Genomic DNA, 24376 nt, shown 5'->3' with positions numbered 1-24376 from the left:
GTTGAGGAGTAGCCATGCATTACCAGCCAAAACAAGATTTACTCAATGATCGCATTATCCTGGTGACGGGAGCCAGCGATGGGATTGGCCGTGAAGCCGCGATGACGTATGCACGCTATGGTGCGACAGTGATTCTGTTGGGCCGTAATGAAGAAAAATTACGTCAGGTAGCCAGCCACATAAACGAAGAAACTGGACGTCAGCCACAGTGGTTTATTCTCGATTTGCTGACCTGCACGTCCGAAGATTGCCAACAACTGGCACAGCGCATTACCGTTAATTATCCGCGTCTGGATGGTGTTTTGCATAATGCCGGATTGCTCGGCGATGTTTGCCCAATGAGCGAACAAAATCCACAGGTCTGGCAGGACGTCATACAGGTCAACGTTAATGCCACCTTTATGCTCACCCAGGCACTGCTTCCTTTATTACTCAAATCGGACGCCGGTTCACTGGTCTTTACTTCATCAAGCGTTGGACGTCAGGGACGAGCCAACTGGGGCGCATATGCAGCGTCGAAATTTGCCACCGAAGGGATGATGCAGGTACTGGCCGATGAATATCAGCAGCGCCTGCGCGTCAACTGCATTAACCCAGGCGGTACGCGCACCGCAATGCGTGCCAGCGCCTTCCCGACCGAAGATCCACAGAAACTTAAAACACCCGCTGATATCATGCCGCTCTACCTCTGGCTGATGGGCGATGACAGCCGCCGTAAAACCGGCATGACCTTTGACGCCCAACCGGGCCGTAAACCAGGAATTTCCCAATGAGTGATGAACGCTACCAACAGCGTCAGCAGCGAGTGAAAGAAAAAGTAGATGCTCGTGTGGCCCAGGCCCAGGATGAACGCGGTATTATCATCGTCTTTACCGGCAATGGAAAAGGCAAAACCACCGCGGCATTTGGTACGGCAACACGCGCAGTTGGTCACGGAAAAAAAGTGGGCGTCGTGCAGTTTATTAAAGGCACCTGGCCTAATGGCGAACGCAATCTGCTGGAGCCACATGGCGTTGAGTTTCAGGTGATGGCAACGGGCTTTACCTGGGATACACAAAACCGCGAGTCTGATACCACCGCCTGCCGCGAAGTCTGGCAACATGCAAAGCGGATGCTTGCTGATTCCTCACTGGATATGGTTTTGCTTGATGAGCTGACTTATATGGTGGCGTATGACTATTTGCCACTGGAAGAAGTGGTGCAGGCGTTAAATGAACGTCCACATCAACAGACGGTGATTATCACGGGTCGAGGCTGTCATCGGGATATTCTTGAACTGGCGGATACGGTGAGTGAGTTGCGCCCCATCAAACATGCGTTTGATGCCGGTGTAAAAGCGCAGATAGGGATCGATTATTAATCTGTAAAAATGCCGGATATGACGTCCGGCATACTTTGATTAACCGTTATTATTACGTCCGCCAGAACGACGACCGCCGCTCACCTGACTGTGACGTTTCACCGCACGACGAATCTGATTCGCCTTCATGCGACGACGGTCTTTTTCTACAGCGACTTTAGAGCTGGTTTCTGGCGGTAGCTCCACCAGTTCGCGCAGATAGTTAGTCTGGGCGAGGTCCAGCTCCGTCCAGCCACCGCGTGGCAGACCTTTCGGCAGTGGGATATCACCGTAACGAACACGGATCAGGCGGCTGACCTGCACACCAACCGCTTCCCACAGACGACGAACTTCACGGTTACGGCCTTCGGTCAGAGTCACGTTGTACCACTGGTTGATCCCTTCGCCGCCGCTGAACTTGATGGTTTTAAAAGCTGCCGGACCATCTTCCAGTTGCACGCCACGACTCAAATCACGCAGTTTCGCGTCGTCAACCTGACCAAATACACGCACGGCGTATTCACGTTCAACTTCACGGCTTGGATGCATTAAACGGTTTGCCAGTTCACCGTCAGTGGTGAACAGCAGCAGACCACAGGTGTTAACGTCCAGACGACCTACGGCAATCCAGCGTGCGCCACGCAGCTTTGGCAGACGGTCAAACACCGTCGGACGCCCTTCCGGATCGTTACGGGTACACAACTCACCTTCCGGTTTGTAATAAGCCAGAACGCGACAAATTTGTTCAGCGGACTCACGTACCGAAATAAGGTGACCATCGATACGGATTTTCAATCCAGGGGTAACTTCAACGCGATCGCCGAGTTTAGCAATTTTGCCATCAACACTCACACGACCGGCTTCAATAATAGATTCGATTTCACGGCGAGAACCGTGGCCGGCACGCGCCAGCACTTTCTGTAGCTTTTCGCTCATAGAGCTTCCTTTTGGTGTCGCCTTCCCAGGCGTCTGATATGCTTTTGTGCAACAGTGAGTCAGAACTTACATCTGACTCACTGATAGTAAAGTCTGTTTGAACTCCTCAGGCCTTAAGTAAACGACTCGACGTTTTAACTGGCCTGGCTTTGAGGCGCAACATACTACACTATCTTTATGGTTAAAGCTTGTTTCGATTAACATCAGCTTAATTACCAGCCACCACCGCCTCCGCCACCCGCGCCGCCGCCAGCACCACCACCGGAATAACTTCGCCCCAACAAACTGGTATAGGCCCCGCAACTTAGGTGCGTCTGTAATGAGAATAAAACGCCGCTACGGGCAATTTCCGGGGCGCGAACAGCCGCTGTGAGTGATGGGGTGATACGTGCTGCCCATTCTCTGCCAAGGTTTGCCGAGACCGCCCAACCTAGCAACGCATAATCCAGTTTCCGTGTTTCCCCTTTCCGACGCCGCCCACTGTGTGTTGCCGCCTCTTTACGCGCAAGATAGTTAACGATAGCTTCACCGTGGGCATAACGTTGCTGTCCAGTTTGGGTAAACTTTGGCAGAAAAATATACCCCATGCCAGTGAGATAACCGGTCAGGAAAACAGCGGTAAAATAACCCGCTGGCATATACCAGTAAAAGAATACATCTCCGACATTGATGTAGAGAGAATAGAAGGCCACGCCTGAACAAATCAGTGGTAAAAACAAAGTGATGATTACACGATTAACGCAAGGCTTGTCATCATCGCGGGCAAACAAAAGCTCAAGGGAACAAAATAAAAAAGGAATAATCCAGCAGATCATAATAAACATATCGCCCACCAGACTCATTCCTGCCCAGCCTACAGGACTCAAGTTACCGTAAAGAATGACCGCCAATATTGCCAGTCCACCCCATTGCAAAAAAGTATCAGACCGGTAAAACGAAGACTTTTTACGCGGCAGATAAAATTTCTGCATCCGTAAAAATGCCCTGCGTAAGACTCTGTTGCGTCTCCCCGTAAGAACGACCTTATCGCCTTTACGAAATAACGCTTCCAGTAATAACTGCTCTGCGGGCAGTAATACCGCATTATTTCTGGTCGCGCCTTCATTAACACGAATCAGGATTTGCTGGTTCTTGTCAGACTGATCTTCCAGATGAATTTTTCCTTTCACAATCAGATTTACGATATCGGCACAAAAACCTTTATCGTCGTAAACTAGCTTCGCATCGAGACGTAACATGCCGGGCGTGTAATCTGGCGGAATGACATCGGTTTCAATCACATCTACCGGCGTAAATTGCGGCCTGCGCTTCCAGAGATATAACCATCCACAAACCAGGAACAGACACGGAAACCAAATTAACAACGATGACGTGGAGGGTAAAAGAAGATGGCTGAAAATATTCGTCGTTTGCGGAGCCGAGGCATTGCTAAGTAAAGCGTGAGGCCAGCGGTAGAGGACCGTGAAATCTTCACGATAAAACGGATCGCGGGATTCAATTCTTCCGTCCTCAAGGATGCGGCCATTACGATATGTGTCGCCCTCTTCTCCGGTAAAGAGATCGATTTCGCTAAATGGATTACCCGCAATATTAGAGAACTGGAGAGAAAAACGGGTCTTATAAATTTCAAACGGCCAGTGGTTACCGGTCACGTTCCAGATTAGCAGATCAGAATCCCCCTCACGCAGGAAAGCATTTTTAACCTGATAATGAATTTGATAATGATAGTCGCCTTGAGGCAAGAAACGTTGTTTATCGCCCACGACAATACTCATTAACCCGATATGCCAGTCAAGATGCCAGGGTTCAGGAATACCATCACGGGTGACGCCAACAATATGATAGTTCAGCAGTGCAGCGTCCCCATCAGGCTGCATCCAGAGTCGTGGTAAATCACGATAAAAGCCGTGCTTAATCTGCTGATTTCGCGCCTGAAAATGAATATTTTCTTTGATGTCGAGCACCCCATCTGGTTGCAGAGTGGCTTCAACATCAAAGAGCGAGATCCCTTCTTCATAAGAAGGGATCTCCGTGTTTTCTGCATAACTTAGAGATGATACAAACAGCCCTGCTATCAACAGCAAAATGCAGCGAAACTTCCCTGCCATAGTCTTCCATCCATGGAACGCAATTTGTTATAAGAAAGGCTTCACATCACCTACGCCTTCACGCACCACGACCGGCGTATCATCGGTAAGATCAATAACCGTTGTTGGTTTCTGCCCGAGATAACCGCCGTGAATAATCAAATCTACCTGTTTTTCCAGACGGTCTTTAATTTCTTCCGGATCGGATTCGGTAAATTCGCTGCCTGGCAGCATTAGCGAAGTGGAAAGCATCGGTTCGCCCAATGCTTCAAGCAACGCTTGCGCAATCGGGTTAGAAGGCACACGCATACCGATGGTTTTGCGTTTTTCCTGCAACAGACGGCGTGGCACCTCCTTCGTCCCCTTCAGGATGAAGGTATAGTTGCCCGGCGTGTTGTTTTTCATTAAACGAAACGCAACGTTATCGACAAATGAATAGGTCGAGAGTTCAGAAAGATCGCGACACATCAGGGTAAAGTTGTGACCGTCCGGCAGCTGGCGAATACGACAAATACGCTCCATGGCGTTTTTATCTTCAATTTTACAGCCGAGCGCATAGCCGGAATCAGTTGGATAAACAATCACCCCGCCTTTACGCACGATCTCCACCGCCTGGTTGATCAGACGTTGCTGTGGGTTATCAGGATGAATATAAAAAAACTGGCTCATAATTCCCTCTCTGTGGTGTTCTGCGGCTGTTCCCATAGCTGCCAGACGCCTTCAACGCCTGCGGGCAGCCAGAGTTTACGACCCAGTTCGATCCACGGGCATGGCTGATGAAAATCAGATCCTTGTGATGCCCATAAATGATGCTGACGCGCAAGGGCCGCCAGCTGGGTACGTTCATTGGGCGATTGCTGGCACTGCGCGACTTCCATCGCGTCACCGTGGTGTTCGGCAAAATGCGCAACCAATCTTTTCAGCCATTTAGCACTAAGATTGTACCGCCCAGGATGAGCTAGCACCGCCTTACCGCCAGAATGATGAATGACATCAATAGCTTGTTCTATTGTACACCACTGTGGCGGAACGTATCCGGTTTTCCCGCGCGCCAGATACTTTTTAAAGACATCCGCCATTGAACTGGCTTTGCCGCACTCAACAAGGAAACGCGCAAAATGACCGCGCGTCACTGCGCCGCCCTGCGCCAGTCGTTGTGCGCCTTCCAGCGCCCCAGGTATTTGCGCTTTTTCAAGTCTTTCGGCAATCAGCTGCGCCCGCTGATTGCGCCGTTCTGTCTGCTGCGCGAGGAACTCACACATTAGCGGATGAGTAATATCAATATTCAGCCCGACAATATGAATTTCATGATTTTCCCAGACCGTGGAAATTTCCACGCCGGGAATAAGATTCAACGCCAGTCCCGAACGTGAAATTTCCTCTCTTGCTGGCGCGATTGCAGCTGTGGTGTCATGGTCGGTGATCGCCAGGGTGCCGACGCGCATCTCGACTGCACGGTGCACCAATGCTTCTGGCGTCAGGCAGCCATCGGAAGCTGTGGTATGGCTGTGCAGGTCGTAAATCACTGCATAATTCGTGTCGCTCAAGGCGCACTCCCGTTCTGGATAATGTTTTTTGCGCCGACATCATAACGGTTCTGGCAAATATTCTGAAATGAGCTGTTGACAATTAATCATCGAACTAGTTAACTAGTACGCAAGTTCACGTAAAAAGGGTATCGACAATGAAAGCAATTTTCGTACTGAAAGGTTGGTGGCGCACTTCCTGAAACGGGCAGTGTATTCACCATGCGTAAAGCAATCAGATACCCAGCCCGCCTAATGAGCGGGCTTTTTTTTGAACAAAATTAGAGAATAACAATGCAAACACAAAAACCGACTCTCGAACTGCTAACCTGCGAAGGCGCTTATCGCGACAATCCCACCGCGCTTTTTCACCAGTTGTGTGGGGATCGTCCGGCAACGCTGCTGCTGGAATCCGCAGATATCGACAGCAAAGATGATTTAAAAAGCCTGCTGCTGGTAGACAGTGCGCTGCGCATTACAGCTTTAGGTGACACTGTCACAATCCAGGCACTTTCCGGCAACGGCGAAGCCCTGCTGGCACTACTGGATAACGCCCTGCCTGCGGGTGTGGAAAGTGAACAATCACCAAACTGCCGTGTGCTGCGCTTCCCCCCTGTCAGTCCACTGCTGGATGAAGACGCCCGCTTATGCTCCCTTTCGGTTTTTGACGCTTTCCGTTTATTGCAGAATCTGTTGAATGTACCGAAGGAAGAACGAGAAGCCATGTTCTTCGGCGGCCTGTTCTCTTATGACCTTGTGGCGGGATTTGAAGATTTACCGCAACTGTCAGCGGAAAATAACTGCCCTGATTTCTGTTTTTATCTCGCTGAAACGCTGATGGTGATTGACCATCAGAAAAAAAGCACCCGTATTCAGGCCAGCCTGTTTGCTCCGAATGAAGAAGAAAAACAACGTCTCACTGCTCGCCTGAACGAACTACGTCAGCAACTGACCGAAGCCGCGCCGCCGCTGCCAGTGGTTTCCGTGCCGCATATGCGTTGTGAATGTAATCAGAGCGATGAAGAGTTCGGTGGCGTAGTGCGTTTGTTGCAAAAAGCGATTCGCGCTGGAGAAATTTTCCAGGTGGTGCCATCTCGCCGTTTCTCTCTGCCCTGCCCGTCACCGCTGGCGGCCTATTACGTGCTGAAAAAGAGTAATCCCAGCCCGTACATGTTTTTTATGCAGGATAATGATTTCACCCTATTTGGCGCGTCGCCGGAAAGCTCGCTCAAGTATGATGCCACCAGCCGCCAGATTGAGATCTACCCGATTGCCGGAACACGCCCACGCGGTCGTCGCGCCGATGGTTCACTGGACAGAGATCTCGACAGCCGTATTGAACTGGAAATGCGTACCGATCATAAAGAGCTGTCTGAACATCTGATGCTGGTTGATCTCGCCCGTAATGATCTGGCACGCATTTGCACCCCCGGCAGCCGCTACGTCGCCGATCTCACCAAAGTTGACCGTTATTCCTATGTGATGCACCTCGTCTCTCGCGTAGTCGGCGAACTGCGTCACGATCTTGACGCCCTGCACGCTTATCGCGCCTGTATGAATATGGGGACGTTAAGCGGTGCGCCGAAAGTACGCGCTATGCAGTTAATTGCCGAGGCGGAAGGTCGTCGCCGCGGCAGCTACGGCGGCGCGGTAGGTTATTTCACCGCGCATGGCGATCTCGACACCTGCATTGTGATCCGCTCGGCGCTGGTGGAAAACGGTATCGCCACCGTGCAAGCGGGTGCTGGTGTAGTCCTTGATTCTGTTCCGCAGTCGGAAGCCGACGAAACCCGTAACAAAGCCCGCGCTGTACTGCGCGCTATTGCCACCGCGCATCATGCACAGGAGACTTTCTGATGGCTGACATTCTGCTGCTCGATAATATCGACTCTTTTACGTACAACCTGGCAGATCAGTTGCGCAGCAATGGGCATAACGTGGTGATTTACCGCAACCATATTCCGGCGCAAACCTTAATTGAACGCCTGGCGACCATGAGCAATCCGGTGCTGATGCTTTCTCCTGGCCCCGGTGTGCCGAGCGAAGCCGGTTGTATGCCGGAACTCCTCACCCGCTTGCGTGGCAAGCTGCCCATTATTGGCATTTGCCTCGGACATCAGGCGATTGTCGAAGCTTACGGGGGCTATGTCGGTCAGGCGGGCGAAATTCTCCACGGTAAAGCCTCCAGCATTGAACATGACGGTCAGGCGATGTTTGCCGGATTAACAAACCCGCTGCCGGTGGCGCGTTATCACTCGCTGGTTGGCAGTAACATTCCGGCCGGTTTAACCATCAACGCCCATTTTAATGGCATGGTGATGGCAGTACGTCACGATGCGGATCGCGTTTGTGGATTCCAGTTCCATCCGGAATCCATTCTCACCACCCAGGGCGCTCGCCTGCTGGAACAAACGCTGGCCTGGGCGCAGCAGAAACTAGAGCCAGCCAACACGCTGCAACCGATTCTGGAAAAACTGTATCAGGCGCAGACGCTTAGCCAACAAGAAAGCCACCAGCTGTTTTCAGCGGTGGTGCGTGGCGAGCTGAAGCCGGAACAACTGGCGGCGGCGCTGGTGAGCATGAAAATTCGCGGTGAGCACCCGAACGAGATCGCCGGGGCAGCAACCGCGCTACTGGAAAACGCAGCGCCGTTCCCGCGCCCGGATTATCTGTTTGCTGATATCGTCGGTACTGGCGGTGACGGCAGCAACAGTATCAATATTTCTACCGCCAGTGCGTTTGTCGCCGCGGCCTGTGGGCTGAAAGTGGCGAAACACGGCAACCGTAGCGTCTCCAGTAAATCTGGTTCGTCCGATCTGCTGGCGGCGTTCGGTATTAATCTTGATATGAACGCCGATAAATCGCGCCAGGCGCTGGATGAGTTAGGTGTATGTTTCCTCTTTGCGCCGAAGTATCACACCGGATTCCGCCACGCGATGCCGGTTCGCCAGCAACTGAAAACCCGCACCCTGTTCAATGTGCTGGGGCCATTGATTAACCCGGCGCATCCGCCGCTGGCGTTAATTGGTGTTTATAGTCCGGAACTGGTGCTGCCGATTGCCGAAACCTTGCGCGTGCTGGGGTATCAACGCGCGGCGGTGGTGCACAGCGGCGGGATGGATGAAGTTTCATTACACGCGCCGACAATCGTTGCCGAACTGCATGACGGCGAAATTAAAAGCTATCAGCTCACCGCAGAAGACTTTGGCCTGACACCCTACCACCAGGAGCAACTGGCAGGCGGAACACCGGAAGAAAACCGTGACATTTTAACACGTTTGTTACAAGGTAAAGGCGACGCCGCCCATGAAGCAGCCGTCGCTGCGAACGTCGCCATGTTAATGCGCCTGCATGGCCATGAAGATCTGCAAGCCAATGCGCAAACCGTTCTTGAGGTACTGCGCAGTGGTTCCGCTTACGACAGAGTCACCGCACTGGCGGCACGAGGGTAAATGATGCAAACCGTTTTAGCGAAAATCGTCGCAGACAAGGCGATTTGGGTAGAAGCCCGCAAACAGCAGCAACCGCTGGCCAGTTTTCAGAATGAGGTTCAGCCGAGCACGCGACATTTTTATGATGCGCTACAGGGTGCGCGCACGGCGTTTATTCTGGAGTGCAAGAAAGCGTCGCCGTCAAAAGGCGTGATCCGTGATGATTTCGATCCAGCACGCATTGCCGCCATTTATAAACATTACGCTTCGGCAATTTCGGTGCTGACTGATGAGAAATATTTTCAGGGGAGCTTTAATTTCCTCCCCATCGTCAGCCAAATCGCCCCGCAGCCGATTTTATGTAAAGACTTCATTATCGACCCTTACCAGATCTATCTGGCGCGCTATTACCAGGCCGATGCCTGCTTATTAATGCTTTCAGTACTGGATGACGACCAATATCGCCAGCTTGCCGCCGTCGCTCACAGTCTGGAGATGGGGGTGCTGACCGAAGTCAGTAATGAAGAGGAACAGGAGCGCGCCATTGCATTGGGAGCAAAGGTCGTTGGCATCAACAACCGCGATCTGCGTGATTTGTCGATTGATCTCAACCGTACCCGCGAGCTTGCGCCGAAACTGGGGCACAACGTGACGGTAATCAGCGAATCCGGCATCAATACTTACGCTCAGGTGCGCGAGTTAAGCCACTTCGCTAACGGTTTTCTGATTGGTTCGGCGTTGATGGCCCATGACGATTTGCACGCCGCCGTGCGCCGGGTGTTGCTGGGTGAGAATAAAGTATGTGGCCTGACGCGTGGGCAAGATGCTAAAGCAGCTTATGACGCGGGCGCGATTTACGGTGGGTTGATTTTTGTTGCGACATCACCGCGTTGCGTCAACGTTGAACAGGCGCAGGAAGTGATGGCTGCGGCACCGTTGCAGTATGTTGGCGTGTTCCGCAATCACGATATTGCCGATGTGGTGGACAAAGCTAAGGTGTTATCGCTGGCGGCAGTGCAACTGCATGGTAATGAAGAACAGCTGTATATCGATACGCTGCGTGAAGCTCTGCCAGCACATGTTGCCATCTGGAAAGCATTAAGCGTCGGTGAAACCCTGCCCGCCCGCGAGTTTCAGCACGTTGATAAATATGTTTTAGACAACGGCCAGGGTGGAAGCGGGCAACGTTTTGACTGGTCACTATTAAATGGTCAATCGCTTGGCAACGTTCTGCTGGCGGGGGGCTTAGGCGCAGATAACTGCGTGGAAGCGGCACAAACCGGCTGCGCCGGACTTGATTTTAATTCTGCTGTAGAGTCGCAACCGGGCATCAAAGACGCACGTCTTTTGGCCTCGGTTTTCCAGACGCTGCGCGCATATTAAGGAAAGGAACAATGACAACATTACTTAACCCCTATTTTGGTGAGTTTGGCGGCATGTACGTGCCACAAATCCTGATGCCTGCTCTGCGCCAGCTGGAAGAAGCTTTTGTCAGTGCGCAAAAAGATCCTGAATTTCAGGCTCAGTTCAACGACCTGCTGAAAAACTATGCCGGGCGTCCAACCGCGCTGACCAAATGCCAGAACATTACAGCCGGGACGAACACCACGCTGTATCTCAAGCGTGAAGATTTGCTGCACGGCGGCGCGCATAAAACTAACCAGGTGCTGGGGCAGGCGTTGCTGGCGAAGCGGATGGGTAAAACCGAAATCATCGCCGAAACCGGTGCCGGTCAGCATGGCGTGGCGTCGGCCCTTGCCAGCGCCCTGCTCGGCCTGAAATGCCGTATTTATATGGGTGCCAAAGACGTTGAACGCCAGTCGCCTAACGTTTTTCGTATGCGCTTAATGGGTGCGGAAGTGATCCCGGTGCATAGCGGTTCCGCGACGCTGAAAGATGCCTGTAACGAGGCGCTGCGCGACTGGTCCGGTAGTTACGAAACCGCGCACTATATGCTGGGCACCGCAGCTGGCCCGCATCCTTATCCGACCATTGTGCGTGAGTTTCAGCGGATGATTGGCGAAGAAACCAAAGCGCAGATTCTGGAAAGAGAAGGTCGCCTGCCGGATGCCGTTATCGCCTGTGTTGGCGGCGGTTCGAATGCCATCGGCATGTTTGCTGATTTCATCAATGAAACCAACGTCGGCCTGATTGGTGTGGAGCCAGGTGGTCACGGTATCGAAACTGGCGAGCACGGCGCACCGCTAAAACATGGTCGCGTGGGTATCTATTTCGGTATGAAAGCGCCGATGATGCAAACCGAAGACGGGCAGATTGAAGAATCTTACTCCATCTCCGCCGGACTGGATTTCCCGTCTGTCGGCCCACAACACGCGTATCTTAACAGCACTGGACGCGCTGATTACGTGTCTATTACCGATGATGAAGCCCTTGAAGCCTTCAAAACGCTGTGCCTGCACGAAGGGATCATCCCGGCGCTGGAATCCTCCCACGCCCTGGCCCATGCGTTGAAAATGATGCGCGAAAACCCGGATAAAGAGCAGCTACTGGTGGTTAACCTTTCCGGTCGCGGCGATAAAGACATCTTCACCGTTCACGATATTTTGAAAGCACGAGGGGAAATCTGATGGAACGCTACGAATCTCTGTTTGCCCAGTTGAAGGAGCGCAAAGAAGGCGCATTCGTTCCTTTCGTCACGCTCGGTGATCCGGGCATTGAGCAGTCATTGAAAATTATCGATACGCTAATTGAAGCCGGTGCTGACGCGCTGGAGTTAGGTATCCCCTTCTCCGACCCACTGGCGGATGGCCCGACGATTCAAAACGCCACTCTGCGCGCCTTTGCGGCAGGTGTGACTCCGGCACAATGTTTTGAAATGCTGGCACTGATTCGCCAGAAACACCCGACCATTCCCATTGGCCTGTTGATGTATGCCAATCTGGTGTTTAACAAAGGCATTGATGAGTTTTATGCCCAGTGCGAAAAAGTCGGCGTCGATTCGGTGCTGGTTGCCGATGTGCCAGTTGAAGAGTCCGCGCCCTTCCGCCAGGCCGCGTTGCGTCATAATGTCGCACCTATCTTCATCTGCCCGCCAAATGCCGATGACGACCTGCTGCGCCAGATAGCCTCTTACGGTCGTGGTTACACCTATTTGCTGTCACGAGCAGGCGTGACCGGCGCAGAAAACCGCGCCGCGTTACCCCTCAATCATCTGGTTGCGAAGCTGAAAGAGTACAACGCTGCACCTCCATTGCAGGGATTTGGTATTTCCGCCCCGGATCAGGTAAAAGCAGCGATTGATGCAGGAGCTGCGGGCGCGATTTCTGGTTCGGCCATTGTTAAAATCATCGAGCAACATATTAATGAGCCAGAGAAAATGCTGGCGGCACTGAAAGTTTTTGTACAACCGATGAAAGCGGCGACGCGCAGTTAATCCCACAGCCGCCAGTTCCGCTGGCGGCATTTTAACTTTCTTTAATGAAGCCGGAAAAATCCTAAATTCATTTAATATTTATCTTTTTACCGTTTCGCTTACCCCGGTCGAACGTCAACTTACGTCATTTTTCCGCCCAACAGTAATATAATCAAACAAATTAATCCCGCAACATAACACCAGTAAAATCAATAATTTTCTCTAAGTCACTTATTCCTCAGGTAATTGTTAATATATCCAGAATGTTCCTCAAAATATATTTTCCCTCTATCTTCTCGTTGCGCTTAATTTGACTAATTCTCATTAGCGACTAATTTTAATGAGTGTCGACACACAACACTCATATTAATGAATCAATGCAACGCAACGGGAGAAATAACATGGCCGAACATCGTGGTGGTTCAGGAAATTTCGCCGAAGACCGTGAGAAGGCATCCGACGCAGGCCGTAAAGGCGGTCAGCATAGCGGCGGTAATTTTAAAAATGATCCGCAACGCGCATCTGAAGCGGGTAAAAAAGGCGGTCAACAAAGCGGTGGTAATAAATCAGGCAAATCCTGATTCACCGTTAATTATTAATATCAGCTGATAAAGATAATTGCATCTGCGGGCCGTATGGCTCGCAGTGATTTCACTGGAGAAAAATATGAATATGAAGACCATTGAAGATGTATTTATTCACCTGCTTTCAGATACCTACAGCGCAGAAAAACAATTAACCCGGGCACTGGCAAAACTCGCAAGAGCAACATCAAATGAAAAATTAAGTCAGGCTTTTCATGCGCACCTCGAGGAAACTCATGGACAGATTGAACGTATTGATCAAGTTGTGGAGTCCGAATCGAACCTGAAAATTAAGCGCATGAAATGTGTGGCAATGGAAGGTCTTATTGAAGAAGCTAATGAGGTCATCGAAAGTACCGAGAAAAACGAAGTGCGTGATGCCGCACTGATTGCCGCAGCACAGAAAGTCGAGCATTATGAGATTGCCAGTTACGGGACATTAGCGACGCTGGCTGAACAATTAGGTTACCGTAAAGCAGCGAAGCTTCTGAAAGAAACCCTGGAAGAAGAAAAGGCCACCGACATCAAACTGACTGATCTGGCCATTAATAACGTAAATAAGAAAGCCGAAAATAAAGCCTGAAATATGAATTTTAACTTTTAGTCATTTTATAAAGAGGACATTTTCATGAATCGTATTGAACATTATCATGACTGGTTACGTGACGCCCACGCAATGGAAAAGCAAGCCGAATCTATGCTTGAATCCATGGCCAGCCGTATAGATAATTATCCTGAACTACGCGCTCGTATTGAACAACATCTTAGTGAAACCAAAAACCAGATTGTTCAACTGGAAACTATTCTTGATCGTAATGACATTTCACGTTCAGTCATTAAAGATTCCATGAGTAAAATGGCTGCGCTTGGGCAGTCAATCGGTGGTATATTCCCTTCTGATGAAATAGTCAAAGGCTCTATTAGCGGATATGTCTTCGAGCAATTTGAAATCGCCTGTTACACCTCACTATTAGCAGCAGCAAAAAATGCCGGTGATACAGCTTCAATTCCAACCATCGAAGCGATTTTAAATGAGGAAAAGCAAATGGCCGACTGGCTGATTCAGAATATTCCGCAAACAACTGAGAAATTTTTAATTCGCTCTGAAACTGATGGCGTAGAAGCGAAGAAATAATACCCTTTATACCATGTCCTTATTGACCCCGTATATTACGGGGTCGTTTTTGTGCGGAATTAAAAACGATATCCTGCTGAGAACATAAACACCCACGGATCGAGGCGTACGCTATCGTGTTGCTGTGCACCGCCCAGCTTATAATTGGCGGTGGTATCGATATCCATGTACCACACTGACATGTTAACCAACCAGTCACGGTTAATCAGATAATCAACCCCCACCTGCCCGGCAGCTCCCCAGGAATCTTTCAGACTGAGATCGGAAAGCCCTGCCTCTTTGCCATGATCGTTAAATCCATTATCAAAGAAGGTGGTGTAGTTAATACCTGCCCCAACGTAAGGACGGAATTTGCTGCTGGCATCACCAAAATACCACTGCGCCATCAGTGTTGGTGGCAGATGATGAACGGTTGCAATATCGCCGGTCGCCCGGGTGCCGATTTTATGGCGGAACGGCGTCGCTGCCAGTAATTCCACACCAATGTTGTCGGTCGCCATATAAGTAAACGTAAGGCCCAGTTGCGTGTTATTGGTCACGCTGAATCCACCCAGACTTCCTAACGTACCACCAGCACCTTCTGTTGGACGTACGGTTGCAGAACCTGCACGCATAAAAAATTCGCCTGCTTCATGCGCAAAGGCACTGCCAGAGAGAAGAGTTGTTACTGCCAAAGCCGCCACTGTTAACTTTTTCATATCCGCTCCGTCGTTATGGTTATAAAAACGTGACGAATATACCTACATTGGAGTAACAAATGATCCTACATAGATCACATTACATATGATAATTCACCCTTTATTGATCTGGATTAATTTAGAAGTTGCATTGAGAATCCTGGTTAATGTGATTTAAATCAATTTTTAAATATTTTCGCTACGCAAATATTAACTCGGTCGCCACTTGCCGCGATTTGCCCATGCCTGAAGGCCAGCAATTACCTCCGCTTTACAAAGATATGCTTTTCCATACAAGACCTGATGCTGCCACCCGAGGCTTAACCAGGGTACAATTGCCCGCTAATTAACACCTGCATAAAACTCAAGGAGAGTGCATGTCTATCACGGCGCAGTCCGTATACCGTGACACCGGAAATTTCTTCCGTAATCAATTTATGACCATTCTGTTGGTATCGTTGCTATGTGCGTTTATCACAGTGGTGTTAGGGCATGTTTTCTCACCCAGTGATGCACAGCTTGCGCAGCTCAATGACGGCGTGCCCGTTAGCGGCAGTAGTGGGTTGTTCGACCTGGTTCAGAATATGTCACCGGAACAGCAACAAATTTTGCTGCAGGCTTCAGCGGCGTCCACTTTTTCAGGATTAATCGGTAACGCCATTCTCGCCGGAGGCGTAATATTAATTATCCAGCTGGTGTCTGCGGGTCAGAGAGTCAGTGCGCTGCGAGCTATTGGTGCCAGTGCGCCGATATTGCCAAAGTTATTTATTCTGATTTTTCTGACTACCCTTTTAGTACAGATTGGCATCATGCTGGTGGTCGTTCCGGGAATTATCATGGCCATTTTACTGGCCCTGGCACCGGTGATGTTGGTACAGGGCAAAATGGGCGTTTTTGCCTCGATGCGTAGCAGTATGCGGCTGACTTGGGCGAATATGCGTCTGGTGGCACCCGCAGTACTGAGCTGGTTGCTGGCAAAAACACTGTTGCTGCTTTTTGCCTCTTCTTTTGCCGCATTAACCCCGGAAATTGGTGCCGTACTGGCGAACACCTTGAGCAACCTGATTTCAGCCATATTGCTCATCTATCTGTTCCGCCTGTATATGTTGATTCGCCAATAACCTTAAGCATTTGATTACGGAATCGTAAAATGAAGCAGTTTCTTGATTTTTTACCGCTGGTTGTCTTTTTCGCGTTTTACAAGATTTATGACATCTATGCGGCTACTGCGGCGCTGATCGTCGCCACGGCGATTGTGCTTATCTATAGCTGGGTTCGCTTTCGTAAGGTTGAGAAGATGGCCCTGATCACTTTTGTTCTGGTGGTCGTCTTCGGTGGCTTGACGCTGTTCTTCCACAATGATGAGTTTATTAAATGGAAGGTTACAGTCATTTATGCTCTATTTGCGGGAGCCCTGTTAGTCAGCCAATGGGTGATGAAAAAGCCGCTAATTCAGCGGATGCTGGGTAAAGAACTCACGCTGCCGCAACCGGTATGGTCGAAGCTGAATCTGGCCTGGGCTGTTTTCTTTATCCTTTGCGGTCTGGCAAACATCTACATCGCATTCTGGCTGCCGCAAAATATTTGGGTCAACTTTAAAGTCTTTGGCCTGACCGCCCTTACCTTAATCTTCACATTGTTAAGCGGTATCTATATCTACCGCCACATGCCGCAGGAAGATAAATCCTAACCAGACTGCCAGTCCTTCGGGGCTGGCGCTGTATCTCCTCTGTTCTCCTCAGGAAAATCATAGTAGCATCGCGCCTGTGATTTTCCTTTTAAGTCGGTTTTACCATGTCTACAACACATAACGTCCCTCAGGGCGATCTTGTTTTACGTACTTTAGCCATGCCCGCCGATACCAATGCCAATGGTGACATCTTTGGTGGTTGGTTAATGTCACAAATGGATATTGGCGGCGCTATTCTGGCAAAAGAAATTGCCCACGGTCGCGTAGTGACTGTGCGGGTTGAAGGAATGACTTTCTTACGGCCGGTTGCGGTCGGCGATGTGGTGTGCTGCTATGCACGCTGTGTCCAGAAAGGGACGACATCGGTCAGCATTAATATTGAAGTGTGGGTGAAAAAAGTAGCGTCTGAACCAATTGGGCAACGCTATAAAGCGACAGAAGCATTATTTAAGTATGTCGCGGTTGATCCTGAAGGAAAACCTCGCGCCTTACCTGTTGAGTAATAGTCAAAAGCCTCCGGTCGGAGGCTTTTGACTTTCTGCTTACTGAATTTCGGTGGTGCCGTTAATTTTAAACAGGATATTCACCACAATCCCACTGCCTGGCTTACCCGGCTCATAACGCCATCTGCGCATCGCATTTTTCACCTCACGCTCAAACATGTTCGCAGGCTTGGCTGAGAGGATTTGTACGTTATCCACGCGACCATCCGGCGTAACGTCAAATTTAACTTTAACCTGCCCTTCAATGCGCAATGCCTGTGCTCGTGCCGGATACTGCGGCTGATTACGGCTTAATGCGCGTGGTCCTGAAGCCACACTGGTAACCGGCTTGCTGGTTGCAGCCGTTGCTGTACTTGATGTCAGGCGTGCCGGTGCCGTATTTTCAAACGGTGATGCCGGACGCGACTCTACGGGTTTGACATCGCGTTTTGGCTGCTCCTGTACCTTTTTCACCGGCTTCGGTTTTGGCTTAGGTTTCGGCTTCGGCTTTTCAATGACCACCGGTGCTTCTTTTGGCGGTTCGGGGATCGGCTCAGGTTCCGGTTCTGGCTCTACCACCGGCTCCGGTGGCGGCTGAACGGCTTGTGGCGGTTCGAGATCAGCAGGCGTAACCATCGTGACAGAAATCGGCTGCGCAGGCGCAGGTAGTTCAATAACCTGATGTACCGAGGTATAGAGCAGACCCGCCACAACAGCACCATGAATGCAGACCGAAAGTAACGTCGGCCAGGGGAAGCGGCGAGGTAAATCAAGGGTCATTGAAGTCATAATCATTTCAGTAGAAAAACCAGGTCTCGATTTTAAATGCAAATAGCAATCATATTCAATAAGGCAAGACGATCAGGATCAGTGAAAATGTCATTTTTGGCGTAATTACCCTTACTTTATGCATGGCCTTAACAAAGACATCATCTTTCCGTTGCAGATCTTCGCCCTTTCAAATAACGTACTTTACAACTTTCCCGAACAAGGAGTTGTGCCCGTGTTGTATGTTATTTACGCTCAAGACAAAGCTGATAGCCTCGAAAAACGCCTTTCCGTTCGTCCGGCACATTTAGCACGTTTACAGTTACTGCATGATGAAGGTCGTTTGTTGACAGCTGGTCCAATGCCAGCGGTAGACAGTAACGATCCAGGGGCTGCGGGATTTACTGGCTCAACCGTTATTGCTGAATTTGAATCGCTGGAAGCAGCTCAGGCCTGGGCCGATGCTGACCCGTACGTAGCGGCAGGAGTCTATGAACACGTTTCAGTGAAACCATTTAAGAAAGTGTTCTGAATAGAGATTCAATATTTAAGGGCACGGTTTTTGCAACCGTGTTCTTGTTTGGCCTTTCCTTATAGCCGGTCAGTGCATTCACCACCACAAGCAGATAATAACTTTATCTGTATTTCTTTATATGATGTGAGCATATTCAGGAAAAATGACCTTTCCTGAGGTACAGTTGCTCGCTCAAATCCTTTGATTACTGCGGATAAAGTCATCTACTATTGTTTAACACATTCACGCGCTGCATGTATGTTCAGAAAATGTGCACGCTAAGATAATTAAACAAAATTGTGGTTACAGAGGTATCAGTGAGTCACTGGGCTACATTCAAACAAACAGCAACAAATTTATGGGTGACCCTTCGGCACGACATTCTCGCGCTGGCCGTCTTTTTAAATGGATTGCTTATTTTTAAAACAATCTATGGTATGTCGGTCAATTTGCTTGATATTTTCCATATCAAAGCATTTTCAGAGTTGGATCTCTCCTTGCTGGCAAACGCCCCACTCTTTATGCTCGGCGTCTTTCTTGTCCTGAACTCCATTGGCTTACTGTTCCGGGCAAAGCTCGCATGGGCAATCAGTATCATTTTGTTGTTGATAGCGCTAATTTACACCCTGCATTTTTATCCCTGGCTGAAATTTAGTATTGGATTTTGCATTTTTACGCTGGTGTTTTTGCTGATACTGCGCAAAGACTTCTCCCACAGTAGCGCCGCAGCCGGGACAATTTTTGCATTTATTAGTTTCACGACATTACTGTTTTACTCAACCTACGGTGCGCTTTATTTAAGCGAAGGTTTTAATCCGCGAATAGAAAGTTTGATGACCGCGTTCTATTTTTCGATAGAAACCATGTCAACCGTCGGCTATGGCGATATTGTCCCTGTTTCTGAATCAGCACGATTGTTCACTATTTCGGTCATTATTTCCGGCATTACCGTTTTTGCCACATCTATGACCTCAATTTTTGGTCCGCTTATCCGCGGGGGATTCAACAAACTTGTAAAAGGAAACAATCATACAATGCATCGTAAAGATCATTTTATTGTTTGCGGACATTCGATTCTCGCCATCAATACGATCCTGCAACTGAATCAACGCGGACAAAACGTAACGGTTATCAGCAACTTGCCTGAAGATGATATCAAGCAACTTGAGCAACGCTTAGGCGATAATGCTGATGTTATCCCCGGTGACAGTAATGACAGTTCTGTATTAAAGAAAGCGGGAATCGATCGTTGCCGGGCCATTCTGGCGCTGAGTGATAACGATGCAGATAACGCGTTTGTTGTACTCTCGGCAAAAGATATGAGCAGTGATGTCAAAACAGTTCTCGCCGTCAGTGATAGCAAAAACCTGAATAAGATTAAGATGGTACATCCGGATATCATTCTCTCACCGCAACTGTTTGGCAGCGAAATTCTGGCGCGAGTTTTAAATGGTGAAGAGATTAATAATGATATGCTCGTTTCAATGTTGTTGAACTCAGGTCATGGTATTTTCAGCGATAACGATGAACTAGAAACGAAAGCTGACAGTAAAGAATCGGCGCAAAAATAGAGTTTAAAGACGGAAGAGTAAACTTATTGGGCACCGCAATGGTGCCCAGTACATTTAGATATTGTAGATCGCAAACAATAACGAGTTACGCTGTTTGTTTAGAATGCACTTCCTGATGCTGTGGATACGCATATTTCGGCGCGATTGCCCCTCAAGCCAACGCGATTTACGTCGGCTAGCCTGACGCTGCATGCGCCAGCGCCCCACTTCCGTTCTACTCCGCTTCATGTTAACTACTCTATGCAATAACAGAATGGTCATTATACCCCCACCCCCGACGCTGACCAGTGCTTTTCCCGCGTTTTTATTTGCCAGATGAATCCATATGCGTAAACTCATAACAATGCGCTTTCAAAAGGATTTCTAATCTATGACAACCGTTTATACGTTGGTGAGTTGGTTGGCCATTCTGGGATACTGGTTGCTCATTGCAGGCGTAACTTTACGCATTCTAATGAAACGACGCGCAGTTCCCTCCGCGATGGCCTGGCTGTTGATTATTTACATTCTGCCGTTAGTCGGAATTATTGCCTATCTTGCCGTTGGCGAGCTCCATTTAGGCAAACGCCGCGCTGAGCGCGCCAGAGCGATGTGGCCTTCCACCGCAAAATGGCTTAACGACCTTAAAGCCTGTAAGCATATCTTCGCCGAAGAAAATAGCAGTGTCGCTGCGCCATTATTCAAGCTTTGCGAGCGTCGTCAGGGGATCGCTGGGGTCAAAGGGAATCAGCTACAACTGATGACCGAGTCAGATGATGTGATGCAGGCGTTAATCCGCGACATCCAGCTCGCGCGCCATAATATTGAGATGGTGTTTTATATCTGGCAGCCCGGCGGCATGGCGGACCAGGTGGCTGAATCATTAATGGCGGCTGCGCGACGCGGCATTCATTGCCGATTGATGCTCGACTCCGCCGGGAGTGTGGCTTTTTTCCGCAGCCCGTGGCCCGAGCTAATGCGTAATGCCGGTATTGAAGTGGTCGAAGCCTTAAAGGTCAATCTGATGCGTGTGTTTTTACGCCGTATGGACCTGCGCCAACATCGCAAGATGATCATGATCGATAATTACATCGCGTACACCGGCAGCATGAATATGGTCGATCCTCGCTACTTCAAACAAGATGCGGGCGTAGGGCAATGGATTGATCTGATGGCGCGTATGGAAGGCCCTATCGCCACCGCGATGGGGATTATTTATTCCTGCGACTGGGAGATTGAAACCGGAAAACGTATTCTGCCGCCACCACCAGATGTCAATATTATGCCGTTTGAACAGGCCAGCGGTCACACCATTCACACAATTGCTTCTGGCCCCGGCTTTCCGGAAGATCTCATTCACCAGGCATTATTGACTGCGGCTTATTCGGCGCGTGAATATTTGATCATGACCACGCCCTACTTTGTGCCAAGCGATGATTTACTTCATGCGATTTGCACGGCGGCGCAGCGCGGGGTGGATGTCAGTATTATCCTTCCGCGAAAAAATGACTCGATGCTGGTCGGCTGGGCCAGTCGCGCATTCTTTACGGAACTGCTGGCTGCTGGGGTTAAAATTTATCAGTTTGAAGGCGGGTTACTGCATACCAAGAGCGTGCTGGTCGATGGCGAACTAAGTCTGGTTGGCACAGTTAACCTTGATATGCGTAGTCTGTGGCTAAATTTCGAGATTACCCTGGCAATCGACGATAAAGGTTTTGGTGCTGACCTCGCCGCCGTTCAGGACGATTATATTTCGCGTTCACGTCTGCTCGATGCCCGTTTATGGCTAAAACGTCCATTATGGCAACGTGTCGCCGAGCGACTGTTTTACTTCTTCAGTCCGTTGCTGTAAAACGTCGCCAACAGAGGTTAAACAGGTAGTAACTATGGATATGGATCTAAACAATCGCCTGACTGAAGATGAAACGCTTGAACAGGCCTACGATATTTTTCTCGAACTGGCTGCCGACAATCTCGATCCAGCTGATGTTCTGCTGTTCAATCTTCAGTTTGAAGAGCGCGGCGGCGCGGAGTTATTCGATCCGGCGGAAGACTGGCAGGAACATGTTGATTTCGATTTGAACCCGGACTTTTTTGCCGAAGTGGTGATTGGTCTGGCGGACAGTGAAGATGGTGAAATCAACGATGTTTTTGCCCGCATTCTGTTATGCCGCGAAAAAGATCACAAACTTTGCCATATCATCTGGCGGGAATAAATAATCGCTTTTAGCGTGAAAAAGGGCTGACAACTGTCAGCCCTTATTGTTTTTAAAGCGGATCGACTTTCAGGCAAGAAACGGCGTGTCTGAAACTCCCCTCCAGAACAGGACGTGTTTTGGCGCACTCTGGACCGGCAATCGGGCAACGGGTACGGAAAACACAACCGGAAGGCGGGTTGATCGGCGACGGTAATTCCCCTTCCAGTAACTGGATGGTTTTGTTCTTCTCCAGATCCGGATCAGGTATGGGGACTGCCGACATCAATGCCCTGGTGTAAGGATGTAGTGGATTGTGGTAGACCTCATCATAGGTCCCCAGTTCTACCGCATGGCCGAGATACATCACCAACACACGATCGGAAATGTGTTTTACCACGGCCAGGTCATGAGCGATAAAAATTAATGACAATCCCATCTCACGTTGCAATTGCTGGAGCAGGTTGACCACCTGTGCCTGAATTGACACGTCCAGCGCCGACACCGGCTCATCACAGATAATCAGCTTCGGTTCAAGAATAAGAGCACGCGCAATCCCGATACGCTGGCACTGCCCACCAGAGAACTCATGCGGATAGCGGTTAATCAGGTTAGGCAATAACCCGACTTTCAGCATCATCGCCTTCACGCGCTCGCGAACTTCCTGGCGTGACATTTTCGGATGATAAGTACGTAGTGGTTCAGCGATGATCTCGCCGATGGTCATACGCGGGTTTAGCGATGCCAACGGATCCTGGAAAATCATCTGAATATCACTGCGAACGGCACGCCATTCATCGGGTTTCATGCCCAGCAACTCTTTACCTAACCAGGCAACATGACCGTCGGTCGCCTTGACCAAACCGATGATGGCGCGAGCAAAGGTGGACTTACCGCATCCCGATTCCCCTACCACACCTAATGTTTCCCCTTCATACAGGCGAAGAGTGACACCATCGACGGCTTTGAGCGTTTTCGGCGGTTGCCAGAACCACTGTTTGCCATCTTTGATTTCAAAGTGCACTTTAAGATCGGCGATTTCAAGGAGGACTTTTCTTCCTTCAGTTACAGCATTCATAACAGTTCCTCCACCGGTTTAAAGCAAGCACGCAGACGGCCAGGCGTAAACTCTTCCAGCGGCGGTGCGCTACTACAAATTTCCATCGCATGCGGACAACGTGGCTGGAACGGGCAACCTTTCGGTAATCGCAGCAGGTTTGGCGGATTACCCGGGATGGTCAACATTGTTTCACCTTCCGCATCGAGACGCGGCACCGCGTTGAGCAAACCGATAGAATAAGGATGAACGGGTTGATAAAAGACATCGCGCGCGTTGCCATATTCCATCGTGCGCCCGGCGTACATTACCAGCACTTTGTCGCAGATCCCCGCCACCACGCCAAGATCGTGGGTGATCATAATGATGGCGGTATTAAATTCCCGCTTCAGTTCATTTAATAGCGTCATGATCTGCGCCTGTACGGTGACGTCCAGCGCAGTTGTTGGTTCATCCGCAATCAGCAGCTTAGGTCGACATAACAAGGCCATCGCAATCATGACTCGCTGACGCATGCCGCCAGAAAATTCGTGCGGGTACATTTTCATGCGTTTACGCGCTTCCGGCATTTTTACCGCATCGAGCATCCGCACCGACTCTTCAAACGCCTCAGCTTTGCTCATGTTCTTATGCAGCATCAGCACTTCCATCAACTGCTCACCGACGCGCATATAGGGATTCAACGAAGTCATTGGGTCCTGAAAAATCATTGAGATTTGTTCAGCGCGCAGTTTATTGAGTTCATGCTCTGGCAAATTGAGGATTTCACGCCCATTGAAGGTTGCCGATCCGCCAATACGTCCGTTGGCAGCCAACAGGCCCATCAACGCAAATGCAGTTTGCGATTTACCCGAACCAGACTCACCTACAATACCCAGCGTTTCTCCGGCACGTAGGGAAAAATTCAAATCATTGACCGCCGTGACGTCGCCGTCCGGGGTACTAAAGGTGACACGCAAATCTTTCACGTTCAGCAGTGCGTCAGCCTGTTGTTGTGCGAGCGGCACAGTTGCAGTTTCAATTACGCTCATG

Annotated in this window: 27 protein-coding genes, 1 pseudogene and 1 other annotated feature; of the genes and pseudogenes, 19 read left to right on the top strand and 9 right to left on the bottom strand. The window is 49.9% G+C overall.

The genetic code is table 11. The features are described from left to right. The first annotated feature begins 14 nt into the window (after window positions 1-14). The gene (locus K0778_RS01085) at window positions 15-773 is read left to right on the top strand and encodes a YciK family oxidoreductase (RefSeq protein ID WP_000559280.1); all 759 of its coding nucleotides are present in this window, start codon (window positions 15-17) and stop codon (window positions 771-773) included. Continuing rightward, window positions 770-1360, top strand: a complete 591-nt coding sequence (gene cobO, locus K0778_RS01080) for a cob(I)yrinic acid a,c-diamide adenosyltransferase (RefSeq protein ID WP_001278907.1) — start codon at window positions 770-772, stop codon at window positions 1358-1360. The genes K0778_RS01085 and cobO overlap by 4 nt, the downstream gene beginning before the upstream one ends. A 39-nt stretch (window positions 1361-1399) precedes the next feature. On the opposite strand, the gene rluB is transcribed toward cobO, so the two are convergent. The 4 genes from rluB to rnm all read right to left on the bottom strand — a co-directional run bounded on the left by rluB (window position 1400) and on the right by rnm (window position 5909). Then, window positions 1400-2275: a 23S rRNA pseudouridine(2605) synthase RluB gene (gene rluB / locus K0778_RS01075; protein ID WP_001291217.1), complete on the bottom strand. Its 876-nt coding sequence runs from the start codon at window positions 2273-2275 to the stop codon at window positions 1400-1402. Window positions 2276-2487: 212 nt separating this feature from the next. Continuing rightward, on the bottom strand, window positions 2488-4383 hold the full coding sequence (locus tag K0778_RS01070; RefSeq protein WP_001301109.1) for a DUF2207 domain-containing protein: 1896 nt from the start codon (window positions 4381-4383) through the stop codon (window positions 2488-2490). A gap of 27 nt (window positions 4384-4410) precedes the next feature. Then, window positions 4411-5031, bottom strand: a complete 621-nt coding sequence (locus K0778_RS01065; RefSeq protein ID WP_001295575.1) for an L-threonylcarbamoyladenylate synthase — start codon at window positions 5029-5031, stop codon at window positions 4411-4413. Next, window positions 5028-5909 (bottom strand): RNase AM, encoded by an 882-nt coding sequence (gene rnm / locus K0778_RS01060; RefSeq protein WP_001285661.1) that lies wholly within the window; start codon window positions 5907-5909, stop codon window positions 5028-5030. Before rnm ends, K0778_RS01065 begins: the two co-directional genes overlap by 4 nt. Before the next feature lie 137 nt (window positions 5910-6046). Here rnm and trpL point away from each other — a divergent pair, with 137 nt between their 5' ends. The 9 genes from trpL (at window position 6047) to K0778_RS01015 (ending at window position 14411) form a co-directional block, all read left to right on the top strand. After that, entirely contained in the window at window positions 6047-6091 is a 45-nt protein-coding gene (trpL, locus tag K0778_RS01055; RefSeq protein ID WP_001700591.1) for a trp operon leader peptide, read from the top strand. After that, window positions 6068-6161, top strand: a sequence feature (Trp leader region). Its footprint overlaps the gene before it by 24 nt. 21 nt (window positions 6162-6182) lie before the next feature. Further along, window positions 6183-7745: an anthranilate synthase component I gene (gene trpE / locus K0778_RS01050; RefSeq protein ID WP_001194582.1), complete on the top strand. Its 1563-nt coding sequence runs from the start codon at window positions 6183-6185 to the stop codon at window positions 7743-7745. Beyond that, window positions 7745-9340: a bifunctional anthranilate synthase glutamate amidotransferase component TrpG/anthranilate phosphoribosyltransferase TrpD gene (gene trpD, locus K0778_RS01045; protein WP_000763511.1), complete on the top strand. Its 1596-nt coding sequence runs from the start codon at window positions 7745-7747 to the stop codon at window positions 9338-9340. Before trpE ends, trpD begins: the two co-directional genes overlap by 1 nt. After that, window positions 9341-10702 (top strand): bifunctional indole-3-glycerol-phosphate synthase TrpC/phosphoribosylanthranilate isomerase TrpF, encoded by a 1362-nt coding sequence (gene trpCF, locus K0778_RS01040; RefSeq protein ID WP_000983871.1) that lies wholly within the window; start codon window positions 9341-9343, stop codon window positions 10700-10702. An 11-nt stretch (window positions 10703-10713) separates the two neighbouring features. Continuing rightward, complete coding sequence (gene trpB / locus K0778_RS01035; RefSeq protein ID WP_000209520.1) at window positions 10714-11907, top strand: tryptophan synthase subunit beta; 1194 nt, start codon at window positions 10714-10716, stop codon at window positions 11905-11907. Beyond that, entirely contained in the window at window positions 11907-12713 is an 807-nt protein-coding gene (gene trpA / locus K0778_RS01030) for a tryptophan synthase subunit alpha (RefSeq protein WP_000443067.1), read from the top strand. Before trpB ends, trpA begins: the two co-directional genes overlap by 1 nt. 380 nt (window positions 12714-13093) lie before the next feature. Then, a complete protein-coding gene (locus K0778_RS01025; RefSeq protein ID WP_000807651.1) occupies window positions 13094-13273 on the top strand; it encodes a general stress protein in 180 nt (59 codons plus the stop codon). A gap of 85 nt (window positions 13274-13358) precedes the next feature. Then, window positions 13359-13859: a ferritin-like domain-containing protein gene (locus K0778_RS01020; protein WP_001056490.1), complete on the top strand. Its 501-nt coding sequence runs from the start codon at window positions 13359-13361 to the stop codon at window positions 13857-13859. A gap of 45 nt (window positions 13860-13904) precedes the next feature. Continuing rightward, window positions 13905-14411 carry a ferritin-like domain-containing protein gene (locus K0778_RS01015; protein ID WP_001079505.1) on the top strand — a complete coding sequence of 169 codons (507 nt, stop codon included), beginning with the start codon at window positions 13905-13907 and terminating at the stop codon, window positions 14409-14411. A gap of 59 nt (window positions 14412-14470) precedes the next feature. On the opposite strand, the gene ompW is transcribed toward K0778_RS01015, so the two are convergent. Next, window positions 14471-15109, bottom strand: a complete 639-nt coding sequence (gene ompW, locus K0778_RS01010) for an outer membrane protein OmpW (RefSeq protein WP_000737226.1) — start codon at window positions 15107-15109, stop codon at window positions 14471-14473. Window positions 15110-15348: 239 nt separating this feature from the next. Here ompW and K0778_RS01005 point away from each other — a divergent pair. From K0778_RS01005 to yciA, 4 genes and pseudogenes are all read left to right on the top strand, one after another. Then, window positions 15349-15438 (top strand): annotated as a pseudogene (locus tag K0778_RS01005) (YkgJ family cysteine cluster protein); the annotation flags it as partial. A gap of 27 nt (window positions 15439-15465) precedes the next feature. Then, window positions 15466-16209, top strand: coding sequence for a YciC family protein (locus K0778_RS01000; protein WP_001619373.1), 744 nt, complete (start codon window positions 15466-15468; stop codon window positions 16207-16209). Window positions 16210-16238: 29 nt separating this feature from the next. Continuing rightward, entirely contained in the window at window positions 16239-16778 is a 540-nt protein-coding gene (locus K0778_RS00995; RefSeq protein ID WP_000808667.1) for a septation protein A, read from the top strand. Window positions 16779-16882: 104 nt separating this feature from the next. Beyond that, a complete protein-coding gene (yciA, locus tag K0778_RS00990; RefSeq protein ID WP_000108160.1) occupies window positions 16883-17281 on the top strand; it encodes an acyl-CoA thioester hydrolase YciA in 399 nt (132 codons plus the stop codon). Window positions 17282-17320: 39 nt separating this feature from the next. On the opposite strand, the gene tonB is transcribed toward yciA, so the two are convergent. Beyond that, window positions 17321-18040 (bottom strand): TonB system transport protein TonB, encoded by a 720-nt coding sequence (tonB, locus tag K0778_RS00985; protein ID WP_001360141.1) that lies wholly within the window; start codon window positions 18038-18040, stop codon window positions 17321-17323. 223 nt (window positions 18041-18263) lie between these two features. Between tonB and K0778_RS00980 the strand changes: the two genes are divergently transcribed. Further along, window positions 18264-18560: a YciI family protein gene (locus K0778_RS00980; protein ID WP_000967595.1), complete on the top strand. Its 297-nt coding sequence runs from the start codon at window positions 18264-18266 to the stop codon at window positions 18558-18560. A gap of 299 nt (window positions 18561-18859) precedes the next feature. Next, complete coding sequence (kch, locus tag K0778_RS00975; RefSeq protein ID WP_001295624.1) at window positions 18860-20113, top strand: voltage-gated potassium channel protein; 1254 nt, start codon at window positions 18860-18862, stop codon at window positions 20111-20113. A gap of 54 nt (window positions 20114-20167) precedes the next feature. Here kch and K0778_RS00970 read toward each other — a convergent pair whose 3' ends face one another. Further along, window positions 20168-20341 carry a YciY family protein gene (locus tag K0778_RS00970; protein ID WP_001309467.1) on the bottom strand — a complete coding sequence of 58 codons (174 nt, stop codon included), beginning with the start codon at window positions 20339-20341 and terminating at the stop codon, window positions 20168-20170. Between the two features lie 142 nt (window positions 20342-20483). On the opposite strand from K0778_RS00970, the gene cls reads away from it, so the two are divergent. Further along, window positions 20484-21944 (top strand): cardiolipin synthase, encoded by a 1461-nt coding sequence (cls, locus tag K0778_RS00965; RefSeq protein ID WP_000214516.1) that lies wholly within the window; start codon window positions 20484-20486, stop codon window positions 21942-21944. A gap of 34 nt (window positions 21945-21978) precedes the next feature. Then, window positions 21979-22308 (top strand): HI1450 family dsDNA-mimic protein, encoded by a 330-nt coding sequence (locus K0778_RS00960; protein WP_000366959.1) that lies wholly within the window; start codon window positions 21979-21981, stop codon window positions 22306-22308. 52 nt (window positions 22309-22360) lie between these two features. Here the strand turns inward: K0778_RS00960 and oppF are convergent, their stop codons facing one another. Continuing rightward, a complete protein-coding gene (gene oppF / locus K0778_RS00955; protein WP_000994905.1) occupies window positions 22361-23365 on the bottom strand; it encodes a murein tripeptide/oligopeptide ABC transporter ATP-binding protein OppF in 1005 nt (334 codons plus the stop codon). Further along, on the bottom strand, window positions 23362-24375 hold the full coding sequence (gene oppD, locus K0778_RS00950) for a murein tripeptide/oligopeptide ABC transporter ATP-binding protein OppD (protein ID WP_000110945.1): 1014 nt from the start codon (window positions 24373-24375) through the stop codon (window positions 23362-23364). Before oppD ends, oppF begins: the two co-directional genes overlap by 4 nt. Window position 24376 lies beyond the last annotated feature (1 nt).

The organism is Escherichia sp. XD33 (assembly GCF_019375075.1).
Classification (GTDB): domain Bacteria; phylum Pseudomonadota; class Gammaproteobacteria; order Enterobacterales; family Enterobacteriaceae; genus Enterobacter; species Enterobacter flexneri_A.
Note: the sequence above shows the minus strand (reverse complement) of the source record. Positions and strands in the feature narration are given on the sequence as shown.